Source organism: Paenarthrobacter sp. R1, from assembly GCF_030264015.1.
Classification (GTDB): domain Bacteria; phylum Actinomycetota; class Actinomycetes; order Actinomycetales; family Micrococcaceae; genus Arthrobacter; species Arthrobacter ureafaciens.
Genome location: NZ_CP127115.1, coordinates 4,685,501 through 4,703,415 on the forward strand (window position 1 = coordinate 4,685,501; position 17,915 = coordinate 4,703,415).

Annotated in this window: 15 protein-coding genes; 9 read left to right on the plus strand and 6 right to left on the minus strand. The window is 62.3% G+C overall.

Annotated features, from left to right (window positions below):
* The first annotated feature begins 11 nt into the window (after positions 1-11).
* From QN084_RS22200 to QN084_RS22210, 3 genes are read left to right on the plus strand one after another with little or no spacing between them, the layout of a single operon-like run.
* Positions 12-848, plus strand: coding sequence for a hypothetical protein (locus QN084_RS22200; RefSeq protein ID WP_069694419.1), 837 nt, complete (start codon positions 12-14; stop codon positions 846-848).
* 2 nt (positions 849-850) lie between these two features.
* Entirely contained in the window at positions 851-1,537 is a 687-nt protein-coding gene (locus QN084_RS22205; protein WP_264398632.1) for a hypothetical protein, read from the plus strand.
* The gene (locus QN084_RS22210) at positions 1,524-2,828 is read left to right on the plus strand and encodes an O-antigen ligase family protein (protein ID WP_021470476.1); all 1,305 of its coding nucleotides are present in this window, start codon (positions 1,524-1,526) and stop codon (positions 2,826-2,828) included. Before QN084_RS22205 ends, QN084_RS22210 begins: the two co-directional genes overlap by 14 nt.
* A gap of 4 nt (positions 2,829-2,832) precedes the next feature.
* On the opposite strand, the gene QN084_RS22215 is transcribed toward QN084_RS22210, so the two are convergent.
* The 4 genes from QN084_RS22215 to rfbB form a co-directional block, all read right to left on the minus strand.
* On the minus strand, positions 2,833-5,589 hold the full coding sequence (locus QN084_RS22215; RefSeq protein WP_083261859.1) for a WecB/TagA/CpsF family glycosyltransferase: 2,757 nt from the start codon (positions 5,587-5,589) through the stop codon (positions 2,833-2,835).
* A 238-nt stretch (positions 5,590-5,827) separates the two neighbouring features.
* Positions 5,828-7,012, minus strand: a complete 1,185-nt coding sequence (locus QN084_RS22220) for a hypothetical protein (RefSeq protein WP_228145573.1) — start codon at positions 7,010-7,012, stop codon at positions 5,828-5,830.
* A 176-nt stretch (positions 7,013-7,188) separates the two neighbouring features.
* A complete protein-coding gene (locus tag QN084_RS22225) occupies positions 7,189-8,652 on the minus strand; it encodes a sugar nucleotide-binding protein (protein WP_069694420.1) in 1,464 nt (487 codons plus the stop codon).
* A 4-nt stretch (positions 8,653-8,656) separates the two neighbouring features.
* Positions 8,657-9,655 (minus strand): dTDP-glucose 4,6-dehydratase, encoded by a 999-nt coding sequence (rfbB, locus tag QN084_RS22230; protein WP_031215940.1) that lies wholly within the window; start codon positions 9,653-9,655, stop codon positions 8,657-8,659.
* Positions 9,656-9,708: 53 nt separating this feature from the next.
* On the opposite strand from rfbB, the gene rfbA reads away from it, so the two are divergent.
* Positions 9,709-10,575, plus strand: a complete 867-nt coding sequence (gene rfbA, locus QN084_RS22235) for a glucose-1-phosphate thymidylyltransferase RfbA (protein ID WP_031215941.1) — start codon at positions 9,709-9,711, stop codon at positions 10,573-10,575.
* Here rfbA and QN084_RS22240 read toward each other — a convergent pair.
* A complete protein-coding gene (locus tag QN084_RS22240) occupies positions 10,572-11,498 on the minus strand; it encodes an aldo/keto reductase (RefSeq protein ID WP_069694421.1) in 927 nt (308 codons plus the stop codon). The genes rfbA and QN084_RS22240 overlap by 4 nt on opposite strands.
* 51 nt (positions 11,499-11,549) lie before the next feature.
* On the opposite strand from QN084_RS22240, the gene QN084_RS22245 reads away from it, so the two are divergent.
* Both QN084_RS22245 and mshC read left to right on the plus strand, forming a co-directional pair.
* Entirely contained in the window at positions 11,550-12,383 is an 834-nt protein-coding gene (locus QN084_RS22245; RefSeq protein ID WP_069694422.1) for an undecaprenyl-diphosphate phosphatase, read from the plus strand.
* Positions 12,384-12,398: 15 nt separating this feature from the next.
* The gene (gene mshC, locus QN084_RS22250; RefSeq protein ID WP_069694423.1) at positions 12,399-13,682 is read left to right on the plus strand and encodes a cysteine--1-D-myo-inosityl 2-amino-2-deoxy-alpha-D-glucopyranoside ligase; all 1,284 of its coding nucleotides are present in this window, start codon (positions 12,399-12,401) and stop codon (positions 13,680-13,682) included.
* Between the two features lie 69 nt (positions 13,683-13,751).
* Here the strand turns inward: mshC and QN084_RS22255 are convergent, their stop codons facing one another.
* On the minus strand, positions 13,752-14,657 hold the full coding sequence (locus QN084_RS22255) for a PAC2 family protein (RefSeq protein ID WP_021470485.1): 906 nt from the start codon (positions 14,655-14,657) through the stop codon (positions 13,752-13,754).
* A gap of 123 nt (positions 14,658-14,780) precedes the next feature.
* Here QN084_RS22255 and QN084_RS22260 point away from each other — a divergent pair, with 123 nt between their 5' ends.
* The 3 genes from QN084_RS22260 to QN084_RS22270 all read left to right on the plus strand — a co-directional run bounded on the left by QN084_RS22260 (position 14,781) and on the right by QN084_RS22270 (position 17,842).
* The gene (locus tag QN084_RS22260) at positions 14,781-15,521 is read left to right on the plus strand and encodes an HAD family hydrolase (protein ID WP_043427827.1); all 741 of its coding nucleotides are present in this window, start codon (positions 14,781-14,783) and stop codon (positions 15,519-15,521) included.
* The gene (locus tag QN084_RS22265; RefSeq protein ID WP_021470487.1) at positions 15,518-16,684 is read left to right on the plus strand and encodes a site-2 protease family protein; all 1,167 of its coding nucleotides are present in this window, start codon (positions 15,518-15,520) and stop codon (positions 16,682-16,684) included. Before QN084_RS22260 ends, QN084_RS22265 begins: the two co-directional genes overlap by 4 nt.
* Positions 16,685-16,795: 111 nt before the next feature.
* A complete protein-coding gene (locus QN084_RS22270) occupies positions 16,796-17,842 on the plus strand; it encodes a tRNA (adenine-N1)-methyltransferase (protein ID WP_069694424.1) in 1,047 nt (348 codons plus the stop codon).
* Positions 17,843-17,915: the final 73 nt, after the last annotated feature.

Here is a 17,915-nt window from a genome sequence, read left to right on the forward strand (position 1 = left end):
GGGAGCGGGACATGCAAGTCAGGAACGTTATATCCAGCATTTTTCGCCGGTGGTACATCCTCTTGGTGGGGCTGGCCCTGACAGCCGCGGGATGCTTCGTCCTGCAGTCGAGCACGCCCAACACCTACAAGGCACAAGCCAGCTTGGTGCTGCTACCTTCCGTGCAGAGTGTTGGCGAACGTGGCAACCCCTACCTGGGCCTCGGTGGCATGAATGAAGCCCTGGACATTCTGACACGCAAGATGTCCTCAGAAGAGTTCAAAGAAAAGATCCGCTTGGAAACCGGCACGGACACTTACACCGCAGCACCCGACCGTGGCACGAGCGGAGCAATACTGGTGATCACCGCCTCATCTGATGCTTCCGACCAAACGATGAAGATCCTGGGGACGGTGGTCGATCAGGTGCCTGTCGCACTGAACGAACTTCAGGACGTACTCGGCGTACCGGATGCGTCCCGCATCTCGGTTATGAAGCTCCTCGAGGACCGCACTGCCATACCCGAAGCCAAGGCTCGGACACAGATGCTCCTCGTCGCAGGCGCCGGGGGCGCAGCCCTCACTCTCATCACCACCGTACTACTCGACAGCCTGCTGTTGAGGCGGAGGACCAAAAGGCTGGAGAAGCGGGAAGCAACCGACCCCGCTGACTCGCCAAAGCGCATGGGCAAACCATCCAAACGCCGGAAAACAGGGATGGCCGATGGAGAACAAACCACTCCCGACACCGCAGGTGAGGAGACGCTTCCAGCCCTTGTTACCGTGGGAGACCGCCCGGCTCCGGACCTGGAGAGTGACGATCAGGCCACCGCTGCCACAACGCTGCACACCACGCAGAGGCCAGGATAACCATGGTGGTGACCAGCCTGTTTCACATACTCTGCCGACGTTGGTACATCGTCGCTTTCGGTCTGGTCATTGGCCTGGCTTCCCTGGGCGCCATCAGGTCAGCAGAACCCGTCTACTGGACCAAGGCCGAAGTCAGCTTCATTGCGCCCGACAGGAAACCTGCTTACTGGATTCCCGGAGACGACTACTCATCCTTGGTGGATTTCGCTGCCATGGTCGAGCGGCGTGTCAACTACAACTCCCGGTCCGTTGACCTCAGCTTGTCGAGTGGCACCCTCTACGGCGCAGGAATTCGCCAGGGATACTCCGTGAACCTGCTCAACAGCGGAGGCCAATGGGCCAAGAGCTTCCGCTGGCCGGTACTCTCAGTACAAGTTGTGGATTCGAGCGCCCTGAAGGTGCAGGCTGTCCTCAATGAAGTAGTCGACTCCATCAACTCTGCAACACGCGAACTCCAGGAAGAAGTCGGCGTCACCCAAGACCTCATCACCACGCTGACCTCCCCGGCAAGCCCCGAAGTTGTCTTCGGCGGAGGCACTCAGATCAACCGACTCAAAGGCGCGGTTACCTGGATCGGGTTGTCCATTGCTCTTTCAACGATCGCAGCAGTAGTTACCGACGGCATGCTGGCAAAAAACTCCCGCGCCAGAACTGTCCGTCGCAGGAGGCCAGCCCATGTTCCGGGTTAACGCGCTGCTCCGCCGGGAGGGTCTTCGGGGATCGAGCCCCGGAGCCTCCGACGCGACCGCCTTCCTCACCATCTACATTCTCCTCACGTGTGCTCTGCCATCGAATCTGGTGATCTCCTCGTTGGGATCCATCGGTCGGCCCAGCAATCTGTTCGCGCTCGCCGGGTTCGGCTGGTGGGTACTCCACCAGTTCACACGCGTCACACCCACAACAACCCGACGTCACCCCCTCAGGGTGGCTCTGACGGTCTTCCTTCTCGTTGCCCTGGCCAGCTATGCCTTCGCCATGCTGCGTGGACTCCCCGACACTGAAGCCAGCCCTGCCGATGCGGGCTTGCTCAGGCTGGCGGGCTGGGCCGGCGTGCTGCTGGTGGCTGTCGACGGATTACGGACCCGTGAAAACGTACGTTCCGTCATCCGTTGCGTCGCTGTCGTCGGCGGACTGACAGCCGCACTGGGGCTCCTGCAATCAGCGACCGGCTCATCCCTCATTGACTGGATACGTATCCCGGGGCTGAGCCTGAGTTCGGAACTGGCCAACATTGATTCCCGAGGCGGATTCATCCGTGCGGCCGGCATGGCCGTCCATCCGCTCGAGTACGGTGTGGTTCTGTCCACCTCGCTACCGCTGGCGATCACGCTGGCCCTGACGGAGTCCGGGAAACGCAGGAACCTGTGGTGGATGCCCGTTGGCCTCATCGCAGTTGCCGCCATGCTGTCCGTTTCGCGTGCAGCCCTGATTTGCATGACTGCGGCGTTCATCGTCCTGCTCTTCGTATGGCCCAAGGCAATCCGCCGGTCGGCGATCATGCTGGTTGCCCTACTGGTGGCGATCATTTACGTGGCATCACCCGGAATGCTTGGGACACTCTTTGGCCTCTTCACGGTAGGAACCAACGACCCCAGCATCAGCTCCCGCACAAACGGCTACTCCACTGCTTTCGGGATGATCAGTCAGCACCTTTTCATGGGCCGCGGGTTCGGCACCTTCCTTCCCGCCTACGTCATCGTTGACAACCAGTACCTTGGCCTACTCGTTGAGCTCGGCATAGCCGGACTGGCCGCCTTCCTCGGACTCATCGCAGCAGGAGCATACTGTGCCTCACGCGCGCGGCGTATGGCGGGGGACGATTCTCTGCGCCAGACGAGCCAGGCAATGCTCGCCTCAATAGTCGCGGCAGGCATCGCCTATGGCTTCTTCGATGCGCTGTCTTTCCCTATGGCGGCCGGCCTGATGTTCGTGCTTCTCGGAACCGCGGGCGCCCTTTACAGAATCGCGCCCGAAGGTTAGCAACTCAGCGGCTGCTGTTGTCCCGCTCCCACGCAACCGGCTTGGTACGGGAGCGAAAGGCACGGTGGCGCCCAACAGCCGCAAAGATGGCATAAATAACAGCATCAGCAGCGGCCAGGGGACTGCGGACCGAGCCAAATAATTGACGCAGCGTCCGCAGTGACGAAGGACTCCCACCCGACGGGTTCTGCTCAGCATTGCCCCGATACGTTCGACAAAGAACGGCCAACAACGCGGAAGCTGTCCTCGGAGTCCTCACCACCACCGGTTCCGTACTCAATACCGTCTTTTCATCGGCAAACAATCCATCAACGTAGTAGTCATCACCCGTCAAGGAAGGGAACGTCCCAAGACGCTCATGGCCGGATTCGTTCAAGGCATACGCCCCCGCACCCCACAATGCCTGCGAACTTCCCGGAATCCGCATCCGTGCCCGGTAGTAGGACCTCACCCATGGGGAAGCCCCCCTGGTGTCGTAGCGGAATGCAGGGCGTGCCGCCAGGAACGGCCCCTTCCGCAGCGTTCTCAAGACATCCGCAACCGCCGCAGCGCCAGCCTCGATATCGGCGTCGAGATAGAGTCTCGGCCACTGATGGGCCACGCTGTCAGCGGCGTTGAGCGCGGCCGCTTTGGACGCTGCTTCCACCCGCAGCACACGCACGCCGGCAAATCTTTCGGCTATGGCCTCTGTCCCGTCAGTACAGCCGTTGCATGCCACTATCACGTCCACGGTGCCCCAGGCCATTACCTCGCTCAACGATTCCAGGGTCCGTGCAATCACAGCTGCTTCATTATGTGCGGGAATGATCACCGTGCCTGAAGGTGGAGCTTCCACGCCGCACACCTTCGATGACGTAGCGTGCGGCAGGGACGCCCGCCACCGTGGCGTAAGAAGCGCACGCGCAGCTTCGCGATGCCCCGGCTTATTAAGCCGCGCCACTTCGGCTGCAAGGACAGCGGCCCGGAACGCGGCCAAGCGCAAAGTACCGAAATATTTCTCCGCATACCTCACACGATTAACGGACATCAATGCCGTTAACTGCGGTGACGTTCCTGAACCACCCCGTTCATGCCACATCATTGCGGCGGGCTCGAACCAAACCGAATACCCCGCATCGCGGACACGGTGGCAGTAATCCGTTTCCTCCGAATACAGGAAGAACTGCTCATCCCAAGCACCCACCCGATCTGCCACCATCGAATCGATCAATAAGGCCGCCCCCGTCGCCCAATCCACACGATGCGCAAACTGATAGCTCTCGTCATCGAAATCGATCTCGCTGAACCACCCCGGACGGGCAACCATCCTGCTTCCCAATGCTGCGTCGCCCAGCGCTCGAAGCACCCCTGGCTCCCGACGCAGCGACGGGTAGATGCTCCCGTCATAGTCCACGAGGACGGGTACCACGACGCCGGCCCCGGATGAAGCCATCCGACGCCGCATGGCCGCAATAGCCCCCGGCGCGACGCGCAGGTCAGGATTGAGGATGAGGAACGCGTCGGCCGGCCCGGCGGCGCGCATCGCGGCATTGATGCCGCCCGCATATCCAAAGTTGCCGCCCGTGCTGCGGGCGATGACGTCGTCGAACTCGGCGAGGGCAGCCATGGTCCGGCGGTCAGGTGAATTATCAGCCACTACCACTTTGATGGTTTGCACAGTGGTCTCTTCCCGCAGGCTCGCAACCAGAGGACCAACATCGCCTGCACTGTTGTACGTCACGACAATGACGGCGACATCCGCATCTTCCGTTGCTGAAGCGAATCTACTCGGAGTATGCCGGGCTGCAGGCGCCCGGTTCCCGTCCGTGGGCTTGTGAGCATCCGATGTCGGGAACACGGCAGGCGCGGTCATAGGTCTGCTGTCGCTCCGAAGCCGCAAGTAAGCCTCAGGCCCGTCTACCAGGTACCGCCGCGCAAGCCGGCGGGGCTCCAACATGAGTCGCCATGCCCATTCAAGGCTGTGATCCGAAACCCATGCGGGAGCCCGCCGGATACGGCCGGCAAGGAAATCTACGACTGCTCCGAATGCAAGCAAGACCTTGGCGCCTGTGAGATGGCCGTATTCCCTGATCCACAGTTCCTGGCGGGGTTTCCCCAGACACACGATGAGGATATCCGGGGAGCAGGCAGCGATCTCTGCGGCAAGTTCGACCGACTTCGGGGGTGCACCGAGAACCGGCCGCTCCGGCGCCCACCAACCAACAACGGTCAATCCGGGCCGCTCTGCCGAAAAACGCTCTTGGATCATTTGTTGGGCATCATCTGAACCGCCCAGTAAGCCCACCCGCAATCCCCGCTCTTCTGCCTCGTCCAGCAGGGGTCCGATGAGGTCGCTGCCAGCGAGCCGGGGCCACGGCGCACCTGTGATCCGTTCTGCCTCGTTGGCCAAGGGGGCCCCGTCGATGAGGGTCAACCAGTCGATCGTGGGCACCTCCAAGGTTTGCGACCAACGACTTCCCGAACCGAAGTGCCGGATGTGGTCAAGATTCGCAGAGCAGACTGCCAACGGCTTGGTCCCGGCAGACGCGCACCTATCCAGGATGGTCCGCAGCGCATCCTCGAATTGCAGGAGCCGTACGGGTACACCACCCAGATCCAGTTGGGGACTGACAGCAGGTTCAGCTCCAACCGTCCTGTCGCGGGAACTCCCAAACCGGCCCGCCCGAGTCCCGTACCGTATCCCGTGGTCGCTTGGCTTGGCGTGGCGGGCCTCCAGGACATGGAATAGACCCCAGGAAGGAAAGGGCTTTGGCTGCAGCATGACCGGCTTTCTCCAGACTCAGAGTCTTCCACCGAGGCGTCCAACTCAAGACAGAACGATTTCCCGCCGATCCGTAGCTGCTGCACTGCCTTGGATCAGCGGGGCAGCGGGTGCTGCCTAACCATTTGGTTACTTGATTTGTCTCCCGGCCCCACGGGTGGAGGTTGCCGTAGGGACACTCTAGGCCGGTTCAACGCGCCGCACCAGAGTTTCAGGGAAAGTGCCGGCGCACCCGGGCTCAGAGTCCGATCCGGTAAATGTGATGGGTGAATTCGTTGTCAAAGCGGTCAGAGAAGGTTCCGTTCTTTACAGGAAGGGTACGGTTCTCGTTCAGCACTTCCACAACGCTTCCTGCCAGACCGGAAGGAAGCGTGAAGGTTCTCTCGCCGACTCCGCCATCATCAGTCATGGCGAAGATATAGGCGCTTTGATCTTTTACCTTCAGCATGGTGTCCGTACCCGGTCCAAAATCCCAGACATATGACTGTGTATTGAGCACAGGCGCCAGCATCCGGACTTCAGCGTTAACCTCACCCGCTGCGGCTACTTGGTCCTTCAGGCACGGCGTGGCGTGAACCCGTGCGTCCTGGAAGGCGTCACCGCTGATGCAGTCGTTGACGTCCTGCTGGTCCGGCGACTGCGAAAACCACACGATACCCCTGGCCTCGTGAATAATTGATGACCAGACTTGCGCCCTAACTTGCTCTGGACCGATCTGTTTGTATCCACCGGTGGACCCGCCCGTGCTAATAACGGCAGGAAGTGCCCACAGCGGCCCTTGGATGTTCCGCGCCTGATTGATCTCCTGCTGCAGGGACATGATTTTTCCGTAGCTTGAAGCCGTCCGGCAATTGGTTTGGTCAATTGGGTTGTGACCGGACGGTGTACGCCAGCGGAGTTGGCTTGCTGGCCAATCACATTGCGGTACAGCGTAGAAGTACTGATCCACGGAGTTTACGGTTGCTGTGTTGTAGTAATTCACTGACACGGTCATGGCCACGTCATAGCTAACGATGCCTGATGTCCAATTCGCATAGGTAAAGCGTCCGGTCACAGCGGGATCGTATTGCGCAGCCAACTTTTCCATGTGGGCCAGGCCTTCGGCCGTGCCATACCGCCCGTCTACTTCGTCGTCCAAGAGCGTACCCACTTGATTGGCCCAACCCGCAGGCGCGTCCTTGGGGGCAAACAAGGTATACATGCCGTGGGATTGGATCCCGGCACTGGGGGAGTCGGGATTGCCATGGACATAAGTGTTGATGCCCAAAGCCTTGTCGAACGCCAACTGTTCGTCATTTCCGGGGGAGCCGTACCACAGCATGATCGGAAAGAACGCGGGGTCGCTCCAACCCGCAGCTTCTGCCACCGCGAACTTCTTCCAGAAATCAGGTCCGCCCTCCCAAGGGATCCGGGGAAGCTCCAAGGGGGTTCCTGTTGAGCCGGAGGGTGATGTGGTTGAGCCTGAACTCTGCGGTTGCGCCTCATAGGTGCAGCCCGCAACCCGTTCTTTGTTGTTCAAGCAGTTTGAGCTTCCGGTTGCGGTGAATGACCACAGCGCAAGCATGATGGCCAGCAACGCCAACGTCGTGTAGCGAGCCTTCATGTTTCGCTTCTTTGTCCAATTCGGCCGGAGTCCTTGAAGGAAGTTGTGCGATCCGTTGCGTGATCCATGAGATAGCCGGCAAGCCGTGATTCCACGGGCGCCGGAACAAATCCGGAAGCCTCGATCTTTGACAGAGCCAAGGTGCTGTTGCGCGGGCGGGGTGCCGTACCGGGTTTGGAATACTGCTCAGTGCTCACAGGCACCACCATGTCCGGGTCCGAACCGCACAGCCGGTACACCTCACGGGCAATCCCGGCCCACGATTTCGGTTCCCCTCCACCGCTGAGGTTGTACGTGCCGTAGGGGGCGCCCGACGCCAGCAGATGCTTGATGCCGGCAGCAATATCGGCCGCGAATGTCAGCCGTCCCCACTGGTCGTCCACCACGGAGGGCCGCACGCCCCGTTCAGCCAGTTGTGCCATCGTCCGCACGAAATTCGGCCCGTCGCCAACCACCCAGCTGCTTCGCACAATGTAGTGCCTTGGAATGGCTGCCACGGCTGTGTCACCGGCGGCCTTGCTTTGCCCGTACACGCCGAGCGGACTCGGCGGCTCATCCTCTGTATGGATCTCCGCCGAGCCGTCAAAAACGTAGTCGCTGGAGACGTGGACCAAAGTCAGGGAATGTTCGACGGCGGTTCTCGCCAGGCGGGACACGGCGCCTGCGTTGACCCTCCACGCAGCGGTCCGTCCCGGCGCCGTCTCCGCCACGTCGACGCCAGTGAAGGCCGTGGCGTTGATGATGGTGGAGTACTTGCGCCAGGGAATGCTCCGGTAGGCGTCTTCGTCAGTTACGTCGAATTCATCCCGGGTGGCGAAGTCGACGTAATCGACGTCGGCGAAAGCCTCCCGGAGTGCCCTGCCCAACTGCCCGTTGGCCCCTGGAACCAGGATTCGGCGGGGTTTCACCGGGACCACGGATTCAAGGCGGGGATGATTTTTGTCCTGCTCGGACAGGGTGGCTTGGTTCAATGGCAGGGGCCAAGGTACAGCGGCGTGGGGGTCCGCCAGATTCAGGAAGGTGTATTCATCCTGCGCGCCGGCGCTCCAATGGTCGTTGACAAGGTAGGTGTACGCAGTGTTGTCCTCGAGGGTCTGGAACGCATTTCCGACGCCCCTGGGCACGAACACCGCGTCCCCGGGCGTCATCTCGCAGTGGAACACTGCCCCGAAGGAAGGCCCCTCCCGCAGGTCCACCCATGCCCCGAATATCTTTCCGGATGCCAGGGAGATGAACTTGTCCCACGGCTCGGCATGGATTCCCCGGGTGGTTCCGCGGCGGGCGTTGAAAGAAATGTTGTTCTGGACGGGACCGAAATCCGGGAGGCCGAGGGCGCCCATGCTGCTCCGGTTCCAGTTCTCCTTGAACCACCCCCGCTGATCGCCGTGCACGGGCAGCCCGAAGACCAGCAGGCCCGGGATCGGTGTGGTCCGGGAGGTCACTGACGCTGCTGCTGCCATGGCCTCAGTGGCCCTGTCCTGCGTACTTGTGTTCCGTTTCGGCCTTTTTTGGCCGCCACCATGCCTCGTTGTCCCGGTACCAGCGCACGGTGGCAGCCAGCCCGGCGTCGAAGTCACCGTAGCGCGGTGTCCATCCCAATTCCCTCCGCAGCTTGCCCGAGTCGATGGCATAACGGAGGTCATGGCCGGGGCGGTCCGTTACCAGGTCATAGGCATCGGGGGACTGGCCCACCTGAACCAGCAGCTTCTCCACGACGGAACGGTTGGACAGCTCACCGTCCGCTCCGATCAGGTACGTCTCACCGATCCTGCCCCGTTCGAGGATGGCCGCCACTGCCGAGGAATGGTCCTCCACATGGATCCAGTCCCGCACATTCCGGCCTTCCCCGTACAGCCGGGGCCGGATGCCGTCCAGGAGGTTGGTGATTTGGCGCGGAATGAACTTCTCCACGTGCTGGTACGGTCCGTAATTGTTTGAGCAGTTGCTGATGGTCGCCCGCAACCCGAACGACCTGACCCAGGCCCTGACCAGCAGGTCCGATCCCGCCTTGGTGGCCGAGTACGGACTCGTGGGCCGGTACACGGACCCCTCCGTGAACCGGGCGGGATCATCCAAGGCGAGGTCGCCATAGACCTCGTCGGTGGAAATGTGGTGGAACCGCGTTCCGTGTTTGCGGGCCGCCTCGATAAGGGTGAAAGTGCCCACGAGATTCGTGTCCACGAACGGCCGCGGCTCCTCCAGTGAATTGTCGTTGTGCGATTCGGCGGCGAAGTGCACTACGGCATCCACTTGCCCCGTCAGCTTTTCCACCAGCGCCGCATCGCAGATATCGCCTTTGACAAACTCGAACCTCTCCGGCGGTAAACCCGCCAACGACGCGCGGTTGCCTGCATAGGTCAATTTGTCCAGGACGGTGACATGAAGGCGGCTGTGGCCCATGATGTAGTGAACAAAGTTGCATCCGATGAACCCGGCCCCGCCGGTGACAAGGATTCTCTGCATGGCGATAGCGTAGCCGCGCACGCCGCGCCACGGCAGGGGAGAGGACAACAATTATGCGAGGAATTATCCTGGCCGGTGGAACAGGTTCACGGCTTCACCCCATTACGCTCGGAATCAGCAAACAATTGGTTCCCGTCTTTGATAAGCCGATGATTTATTACCCTTTATGCACCCTCATGTTGGCCGGCATCCGGGACATTCTGGTGATCACCACTCCCACGGACGCCGACCAATTCCAGAAGCTGCTGGGCGACGGTTCCCAGTTCGGCATCTCGCTCAGCTACGCGCAGCAGCCCACACCTGATGGCCTGGCCCAGGCTTTCGTCCTTGGCGAAGATCACATTGCCGGAGGCAAAGTGGCGCTGGTCCTCGGCGACAACATCTTCAACGGCCCCGGCATGGGCGCCCAACTGCGCCACTACAGCGACGTCGACGGCGGAGCAATCTTTGGTTATTGGGTCAAGGACCCCAGCGCCTACGGCGTTGTGGAGTTCGACGACGACGGCCTCGCCATTTCCATCGAGGAGAAACCAGCCGAGCCTAAGAGCAATTACGCAGTTCCCGGCCTGTACTTTTACGACAACGACGTCGTTGCCATGGCTAAAGAGTTGAAACCGTCCGCGCGGGGTGAATTGGAAATTACCGATATCAACCGCCAATACATGAAGCTGGGAAAACTACATGTGCAGAAATTCCCCCGCGGCACGGCATGGCTGGACACGGGAACCTTCAGTGACCTAAACGACGCGTCGAACTACGTCCGCACCACCGAGAACAGGCAGGGCCTGAAGATCGGCGCACCCGAGGAAGTGGCGTGGAGGATGGGCTACCTCGACGACGACGGCCTTCGCCAGCAAGCAGCGAAGCTCGCGAAAAGCGGCTACGGGAGCTACCTGCTGGACATCCTGGACCGTCGCTAGGAAACGTCTTCCAAAGCCCGCGATATCTCGGCAGGCAGGACGGCGAGCTGAGCGTCCAGGAGCTCCTTGAGGTGGACGGCGTTCCGGGGTCCAACGATTGCCGTGGAGACACCCGGACGGGAGAGCAGCCAGCTCAATGACACGTCCAGGGGTGAGCGCCCCAGTCCGCGGGCTGCCATGGCAACGGCTTCCACCACCCGTGATCCCCGGGGCTCCAGGTAAGGTTCAACGTAGGCTGTGAGGCGCCCTTGCGCAGCCCGGGAATCGGCTGGAATCTGGCCGCGGTACTTTCCGCTGAGGACGCCGCGGCCCAGCGGCGCCCAGGCCATGAGCCCAAGGCCGGCATCCTCGATTGCGGGAATCAGTTCTTCTTCGGGTTTGCGCTGCAGGAGGGAGTACTCGGACTGGTTGGCCACCAGCGTGAAGCCGGCCACCGCTGCGGTCTTTGCGGTCTGCCAACCGTTGTAATTGGAGATTCCTACGTAACGGGCACGGCCCGTCCGTTGCGCCAGTTCCAACGCGGACAGCGTTTCGTCGAGTGGCACGTTCGGATCCCACTCGTGCGCAAACCAGATGTCGATGTAATCGGTACCGAGCCTGGCAAGGCTCGCGTCGAGGGCAGCCAGCATGGCCCCCCGGGAGGCATTGATGCTGCGCCTGGAGTCGGACAGGGATACCCCTGCCTTGGTGGAAATCACCACCTCGGAGCGTGCAACAACTACGCCGAGCATGGAACCAAGCAACGCTTCGGCCTGCCCTTGCGCATAGGAAGCAGCCGTGTCGATCGTCGTGCCGCCGGCATCCACAAAAGCATGAAGCAGTTCGGAGGCATCCTGCTCATCAGTTTCCTGTGCCCAGGACATCGTTCCGAGGGACAATGACGACACCCGGAACCCACTGTTTCCGACATAACGCTGCTGCATGCTGATAGCTTACGGGGAGTTCCCATACTTCATGACGTAGGGTCTATTCACGTGAACTGGATAGAAGCAGCCTTGCTGGGCCTGGTGCAGGGCCTCACCGAATTCCTCCCGATCTCCTCAAGCGCCCACCTGCGCATTGTCGGCTCGTTCCTGCCGAATGCCGCCGACCCCGGAGCTGCCTTTACGGCCATCACGCAGCTGGGCACGGAGACAGCGGTGATCGTGTATTTCTGGCGGGACATCGTCAGGATCATCGGAGCCTGGTTCGGCTCACTGACCGGGAAAGTAGCCAGGAACAATCCCGATGCCCGCATGGGCTGGCTGGTCATTCTCGGCAGCCTTCCCATCGTTGTCCTCGGCCTCCTCTTCCAGGACCAGATCGAGTCGGTGTTCCGCAGCATGTGGATTGTGGCAACCATGCTGATCGTCTTTGGCATGATCCTCGCCGTGGCCGACGCGATCGGCCGCCAGGAGCGCGACCTCACCCAACTGACGTACAAGCACGGCATCCTGTACGGATTTGCCCAGGCCATGGCCCTGATCCCGGGGGTATCCCGCTCCGGCGGCACCATTACGGCCGGCCTGCTCATGGGCTACACCCGCGAAGCAGCCGCCCGCTATTCCTTCCTGCTGGCCATTCCGGCCGTCTTCGGCAGCGGGCTCTACCAGCTGTACAAGACCGTTTCCCACGACGGCATCGCCGGGCCCTACGGACTTGCCGAGACTGCCTTGGCCACCGTCATCGCGTTCGTGGTGGGTTATGTCATCATCGGATGGTTCCTCAAGTTCGTTTCCACGCGAAGCTACCGGCTGTTCGTCTGGTACCGGATCCTGCTGGGCCTGGCCCTGTATGTCCTGCTCGGTTTCGGTGTGATCAGCGCCTAGCACTAAGGTTGAGTCGTGAAATCGTGGATCTCCCGCCCTGTTCCCGGGCTGCCCGGCAGCCTTCCGCCCCTGCGCCTGTTCGACACCGCTTTGGGCCGCGTCGTTGACATTGCGCCGCAGCCGGAACAGTCCATGTATGTGTGCGGCATTACGCCGTACGACGCCACGCACATGGGGCATGCCGCGAGCTACGTGGCTTTTGACCTCCTCAACCGTGCATGGCGTGACGCCGGATCCAAGGTTTCCTACGTCCAGAACGTGACGGACATCGACGATCCCCTCTTGGAGCGCGCCAACGCCACCAACGTGGACTGGCGTGAACTGGCAGCCAGCCAGATCGAGCTGTTCCACACGGACATGGATGCGCTCAATGTCCTGGCTCCGGATCATTACATCGGTGCCGTCGAAGCCATCCCGGACATCGTTCCCGCCATCGAGAAACTCATTGCCGATGGAGTCGCCTACCGCGTCCACGGAACCGACGGGGAGCCCGACGGCGACGTCTACTATGACGTCGAGGCGGCAGGAAAGCACTCCTCGGCGACGGACGCCTGGACGCTGGGCGCTGTTTCCGGCCTCGGCGAGGCCGAGATGATGGAACTCTTCGCCGAACGCGGCGGGGACCCTGCCCGGCCCGGTAAGAGGCAGGCCCTGGACCCGCTCTTGTGGCGTGTTGCCAGGGAGGGCGAGCCGAGCTGGCCCGGAGCAAGCCTGGGTGACGGGCGCCCGGGGTGGCACATCGAATGTACCGTGATCGCACAGAAGTACCTTCCTGCCCCGTTCACAGTTCAGGGCGGTGGCTCTGATCTCGTCTTCCCCCACCACGAGATGGGGGCGGGACATGCCTACTCGTTGGCCGGAGTTCCTTTGGCCCACCACTACGCCCATTCCGGCATGGTAGGGCTTGACGGCGAGAAGATGAGCAAATCCAAGGGCAACCTGGTGCTGGTCTCAAAGCTGCGGGCCGCGGGGGAGGAGCCGGCTGCCATCAGGCTGGCCATCCTGGCCCACCACTACCGCTCCGACTGGTCCTGGACCGATGACGGGTTCGCAGCGGCAAAGGACCGGCTGGCCACGTGGCGCAAAGCTGTAACCCGGGCGGCTGCCGGATCGGCCGCCCCGCTCATCGCCGCCATGCGCGCCGAGCTGGCGAAGGACCTCAACGCCCCCGGCGCCCTCGCCGCCGTCGACCGTTGGGCGGCAGAATCGCTCCGCAACCAAACCGGCAGCGCCGCATCTTCGGCCGATGGCGCCTTGGTGAGCGATGCCGTTAACGCCTTGCTCGGCGTCGAACTCTAGGCCCCTGCTGAAACGAACGGCCCCGGCGTCCACCAGACGCCGGGGCCGTTCGTTCGTGCAGCTACGGCGTCAGGGCCGGTCCTTGCCCCGCCGCTTGAGGTAGCGCTCAAATTCCCTGGCAATCGACTCGCCGGAGGCTTCCGGGAGGTCTGCTGTGTCCTTTGCTTCCTCAAGCTGCCGGACATAGGCCGCGATTTCCGGGTCTTCGGTTGCGAGCTCGTCCACGCCGCGTTCCCAGGCTTCCGATTCCTCGGCCAGCGCCTGGCTGTCCACCGGAACCTGGAGCAGGTCCTCGATCCGGTGGAGGATGGCCAGCTGGGCCTTAGGGGACGGCGGCTGGGCGACGTAATGCGGAACTGCTGCCCAAAGAGAAACGGTCGGGAGCCCGGCGAGCATGGCAAACTCCGCCAGGACTCCAACGATGCCTACCGGGCCTTCGTACTGCGATGCCTCCAGATTCAGGCGTTCGCGCAGTGAGTCGTCCTCGGTAGTAGTACTCACGGGGATGGGCCGGCTGTGGGGCACATCGGCCAGGAGGGCGCCCACCAGGATTACTGCATCCACCTTGAGGGCCTCGGCATGGACCAAAAGCTCGGTGGTGTACGCCCGCCAACGGTAGGACGGTTCCGTGCCGAGGACAAAAACCACGTCCACGTTGCTGTCCGGGACCGCCGCCTTATAGATGCGGGTGGAGGGCCATTTCACCTTCCGCGCACCCGATGATGTGCGGCGAACGGTGGGGCGGGTGAACTGGAAATCGTAGTACTCCTCGGCATCTACGGTTCCAACCTTCTTGCCGTCCCACAGTTTGTTCAGGTAGTGCAAAGCATCGCTGGCAGCTTCCCCGGCGTCGTTCCATCCTTCGAACGCAGCGATCATTACAGTGACGCGCTGGCCCTCCGCAGGTTCCTTGAGGAAGCGCTCAACCTCAGCAGCACCGTCGTGTCCATCCGGGTTCCCGTCCACACTGTTCATCCACTCACCCTACGTCCAAGACCCTCGCCGATGCATGGCATTTACGCGGTCGCGTGTCCCGGATTCGCGGACAGCAAAATGACCCGGCAAGGGCGGGCCCAGGTTCCACGTAGACTTGAACCCATGCATTCTTCACCCAGCCAGCCCTCCCTGAAAGCCGTGCTCTGGGATATGGATGGCACGCTCGTGGATACGGAGCCCTACTGGATTTCCGCGGAACGGGCGCTGGTTGAAGCGCATGGCGGAACCTGGTCCCACCAGCAGGCCATGCAGCTCGTGGGCCAATCCCTCCTCCATTCCGCAGGGATCCTGCAGGCGGCAGGCGTGCGCATGGAAGCCCGCCACATCATCGACACGCTGAGCAGCGAGGTCATCGCCCAGGTCCGGAACCAAGTGCCGTGGCGTCCCGGCGCCCGGGAGTTGTTGGATGACCTGCACGGCGCCGGAGTCCGGTGCGCGCTCGTCACCATGTCTGAAGGACCCTTGGCGTCAGTGGTGGTTGAGAGCCTGGCCAAGCCCTACTTCGAGTTCCTGGTGACGGGAGACACCGTCACCAACGGCAAACCCCATCCGGAGGCCTACCTCACGGCTGTCGATCGACTCCGGCGCGACGATCCTTCCCTGGGGATCGAGCACTGCGTGGCGTTGGAAGACTCTGTTCCCGGCGCCACCGCGGCCATGGCTTCGGGCGTCATCACCGTGGGAGTTCCGCACCAGGTCCCCTTGCCTGATGATGCCCGCATGATTCTGTGGGAAACGCTGAGCGGACGGACGTCAGCCGATCTGGCGCAATTGGTGACCGACCGTCATCTTCAGTCCGTTCCGACCCCCACCGGAAACACGCTCGAAGGGGCCTATAAGTGAGCAGTCCCTCCGCGCCCCATCACCACGCTGCCCCCAAGAAGGACGGCATCCCCCTGGGGAAAATTGCCGGGATCCCCGTTTACCTTGCCTACTCCTGGTTCCTGATCGCGGCTTTCACGGTGATCGTCTACGGACCTGCCGTCCTGATCCAGTTTCCGGGCTTGGGCATCGGCGCATACTTCGTGGCGTTCGGATATGCCCTGCTTCTGGCCGTTTCGGTACTGGTCCATGAACTTGCCCACGCACTGAGCGCAAAAGCGTTCAAGTGGCCCACCGACAGGATCGTGCTCAACCTCTGGGGCGGGCACACACAGTTCCAGAACTTCACCTCATCGCCAGGCCGTGCCGTGGTGGTGGCCATGGCGGGCCCGGCCTCGAACTTCATCCTGGCCGGGGCCTTGGCACCATTTGTCTTTGGCGGGGTTTTTGAGGGCGTCATCGAGATGCTGGCAAACATCCTCATGTGGGCCAACTTCCTGATAGGCATCTTCAACGTCCTTCCCGGCACCCCCCTGGACGGCGGCAGGCTGGTGGAGTCCGCCGTCTGGAAGGCCACCGGAAGCCAGGAGAAGGGCGCAATCGCCGCAGGATGGTCCGGTCGCGCCATTGCCGTGGCACTGTTCATCTGGTTCATCGCGCTGCCGTTCTTCAGCGGTTCGCGGCTGGATCTGAACCTGACGCTGATCACGGTCCTCGTTTGCGGATTCCTCTGGGTAGGCGCTTCCAGCTCCATCCAGCACGGTAAACTCCGCAGCCGCCTCTACCTCGTCAGTGCCGCCGGCCTGGCCGATCCCGCCGTCGGAATTCCGAACACCGCAACGGTCGCCGATGCCTTGGCCTTGGCCCCCGGCGGAACTCCCGCCGTCGTCATTTGCGGCCCGGACGGCAAGCCCCAGGGCGTCCTCAATCCCGGGGCCGCAGCCGCGGTGCCACCCCAGGTCCATTCGAGGACGCCGGTCACCGCCGTTGCGCACCCGCTGGCCGCCGGTGCGTACGTCCCTGAATGGTCCAAGGGCCAGGAGCTCATCCAGTACCTGGCCAAGCTCGACGGCGGTGAGTACGCGGTGGTGGACCACAACGGATATGTCACCGGCCTGCTCCGGCAAGAAGCAGTAGTGACGGCTATAACAGGTAAAGAAGCCCGCCGGAGCGGGCGCGCCTGACACTCTTGCCGGTAGAGTTACCTGCCGGCCCGCAATAAGAACAAACAGATTTTTAGCGTCCATGGGCAGCAAGCCATTGCAGTCCAGCCGCACAGGAGCGAGGAAAACCAGATGAGCAGCGAAACCGCCGCCACGGAGACAAGCCCAGCCACGGGCGCTGCCCAGCCAACCGGGGCAGCCCGCCGTCGGGGACCTTTCCGGGTGGGGGAACGCGTCCAGCTCACTGATGAGCGTGGACGCATGAACACCATTACCCTGGAAGTCGGCGGCGCCTTCCACACCCACCGCGGATTCCTGAACCACGACGAGATCATCGGCAAGGTTGATGGTTCCGTTGTCAGCAACAACATCGGCCAGCAGTACCAGACCCTGCGTCCGCTGCTTTCGGACTTCGTCCTGTCCATGCCCCGCGGCGCTGCAGTGGTCTACCCGAAAGACGCCGGCCAGATCGTCACCATGGCCGATATCTTCCCCGGCGCCCGGGTAGTGGAAGCCGGTGTCGGCTCCGGCGCGCTGTCCATCTCGCTGCTTCGGGCAATCGGCGACGGCGGCTACCTCCACTCGTTCGAACGGCGCGAGGAATTCGCGGACATCGCGCGCGGAAACGTGGAGACCATCTTCGGCGGACCGCACCCTGCCTGGCAGATCTCCCTCGGGGATTTCCAGGAGGAAGTGGTCAAGGCCGAGGCACCCGGTTCCGTCGACCGCGTGGTGCTGGACATGCTCGCGCCCTGGGAATGCCTCGACGCGGTCGCCACGGTCCTTGCCCCGGGCGGGGTGTGGATCAACTACGTTGCCACCGTCACCCAGCTTTCGCGCACTGCCGAAGCCATCAGGGCCGATGGCCGTTTCACTGAACCGGATGCGTGGGAATCCATGGTCCGCGGCTGGCACCTTGAAGGCTTGGCTGTCCGACCGGACCACCGCATGGTAGCCCACACGGGGTTCCTTCTGGTGACCCGCCGCCTGGCCGACGGCGTGACCGGAATTTCGGTCAAGCGCCGCCCGTCCAAGACGGAATTCAGCGAAGAGGACCTCAACGCCTGGACACCGGGTGCCGTGGGGGAGCGTTCGGTCTCCGACAAGAAGCTTCGCCGGGCCGCAAGGGACGCCATTGCCGGAACCAACGTCCAGGATGATCCCCCGGTCACAAACTGACAAAGGTCACAATAGGGTCCGCATTCCGGATGTCACACAGCCCCCTGAGCTTTTCGGGACTATGGTCTTGTTA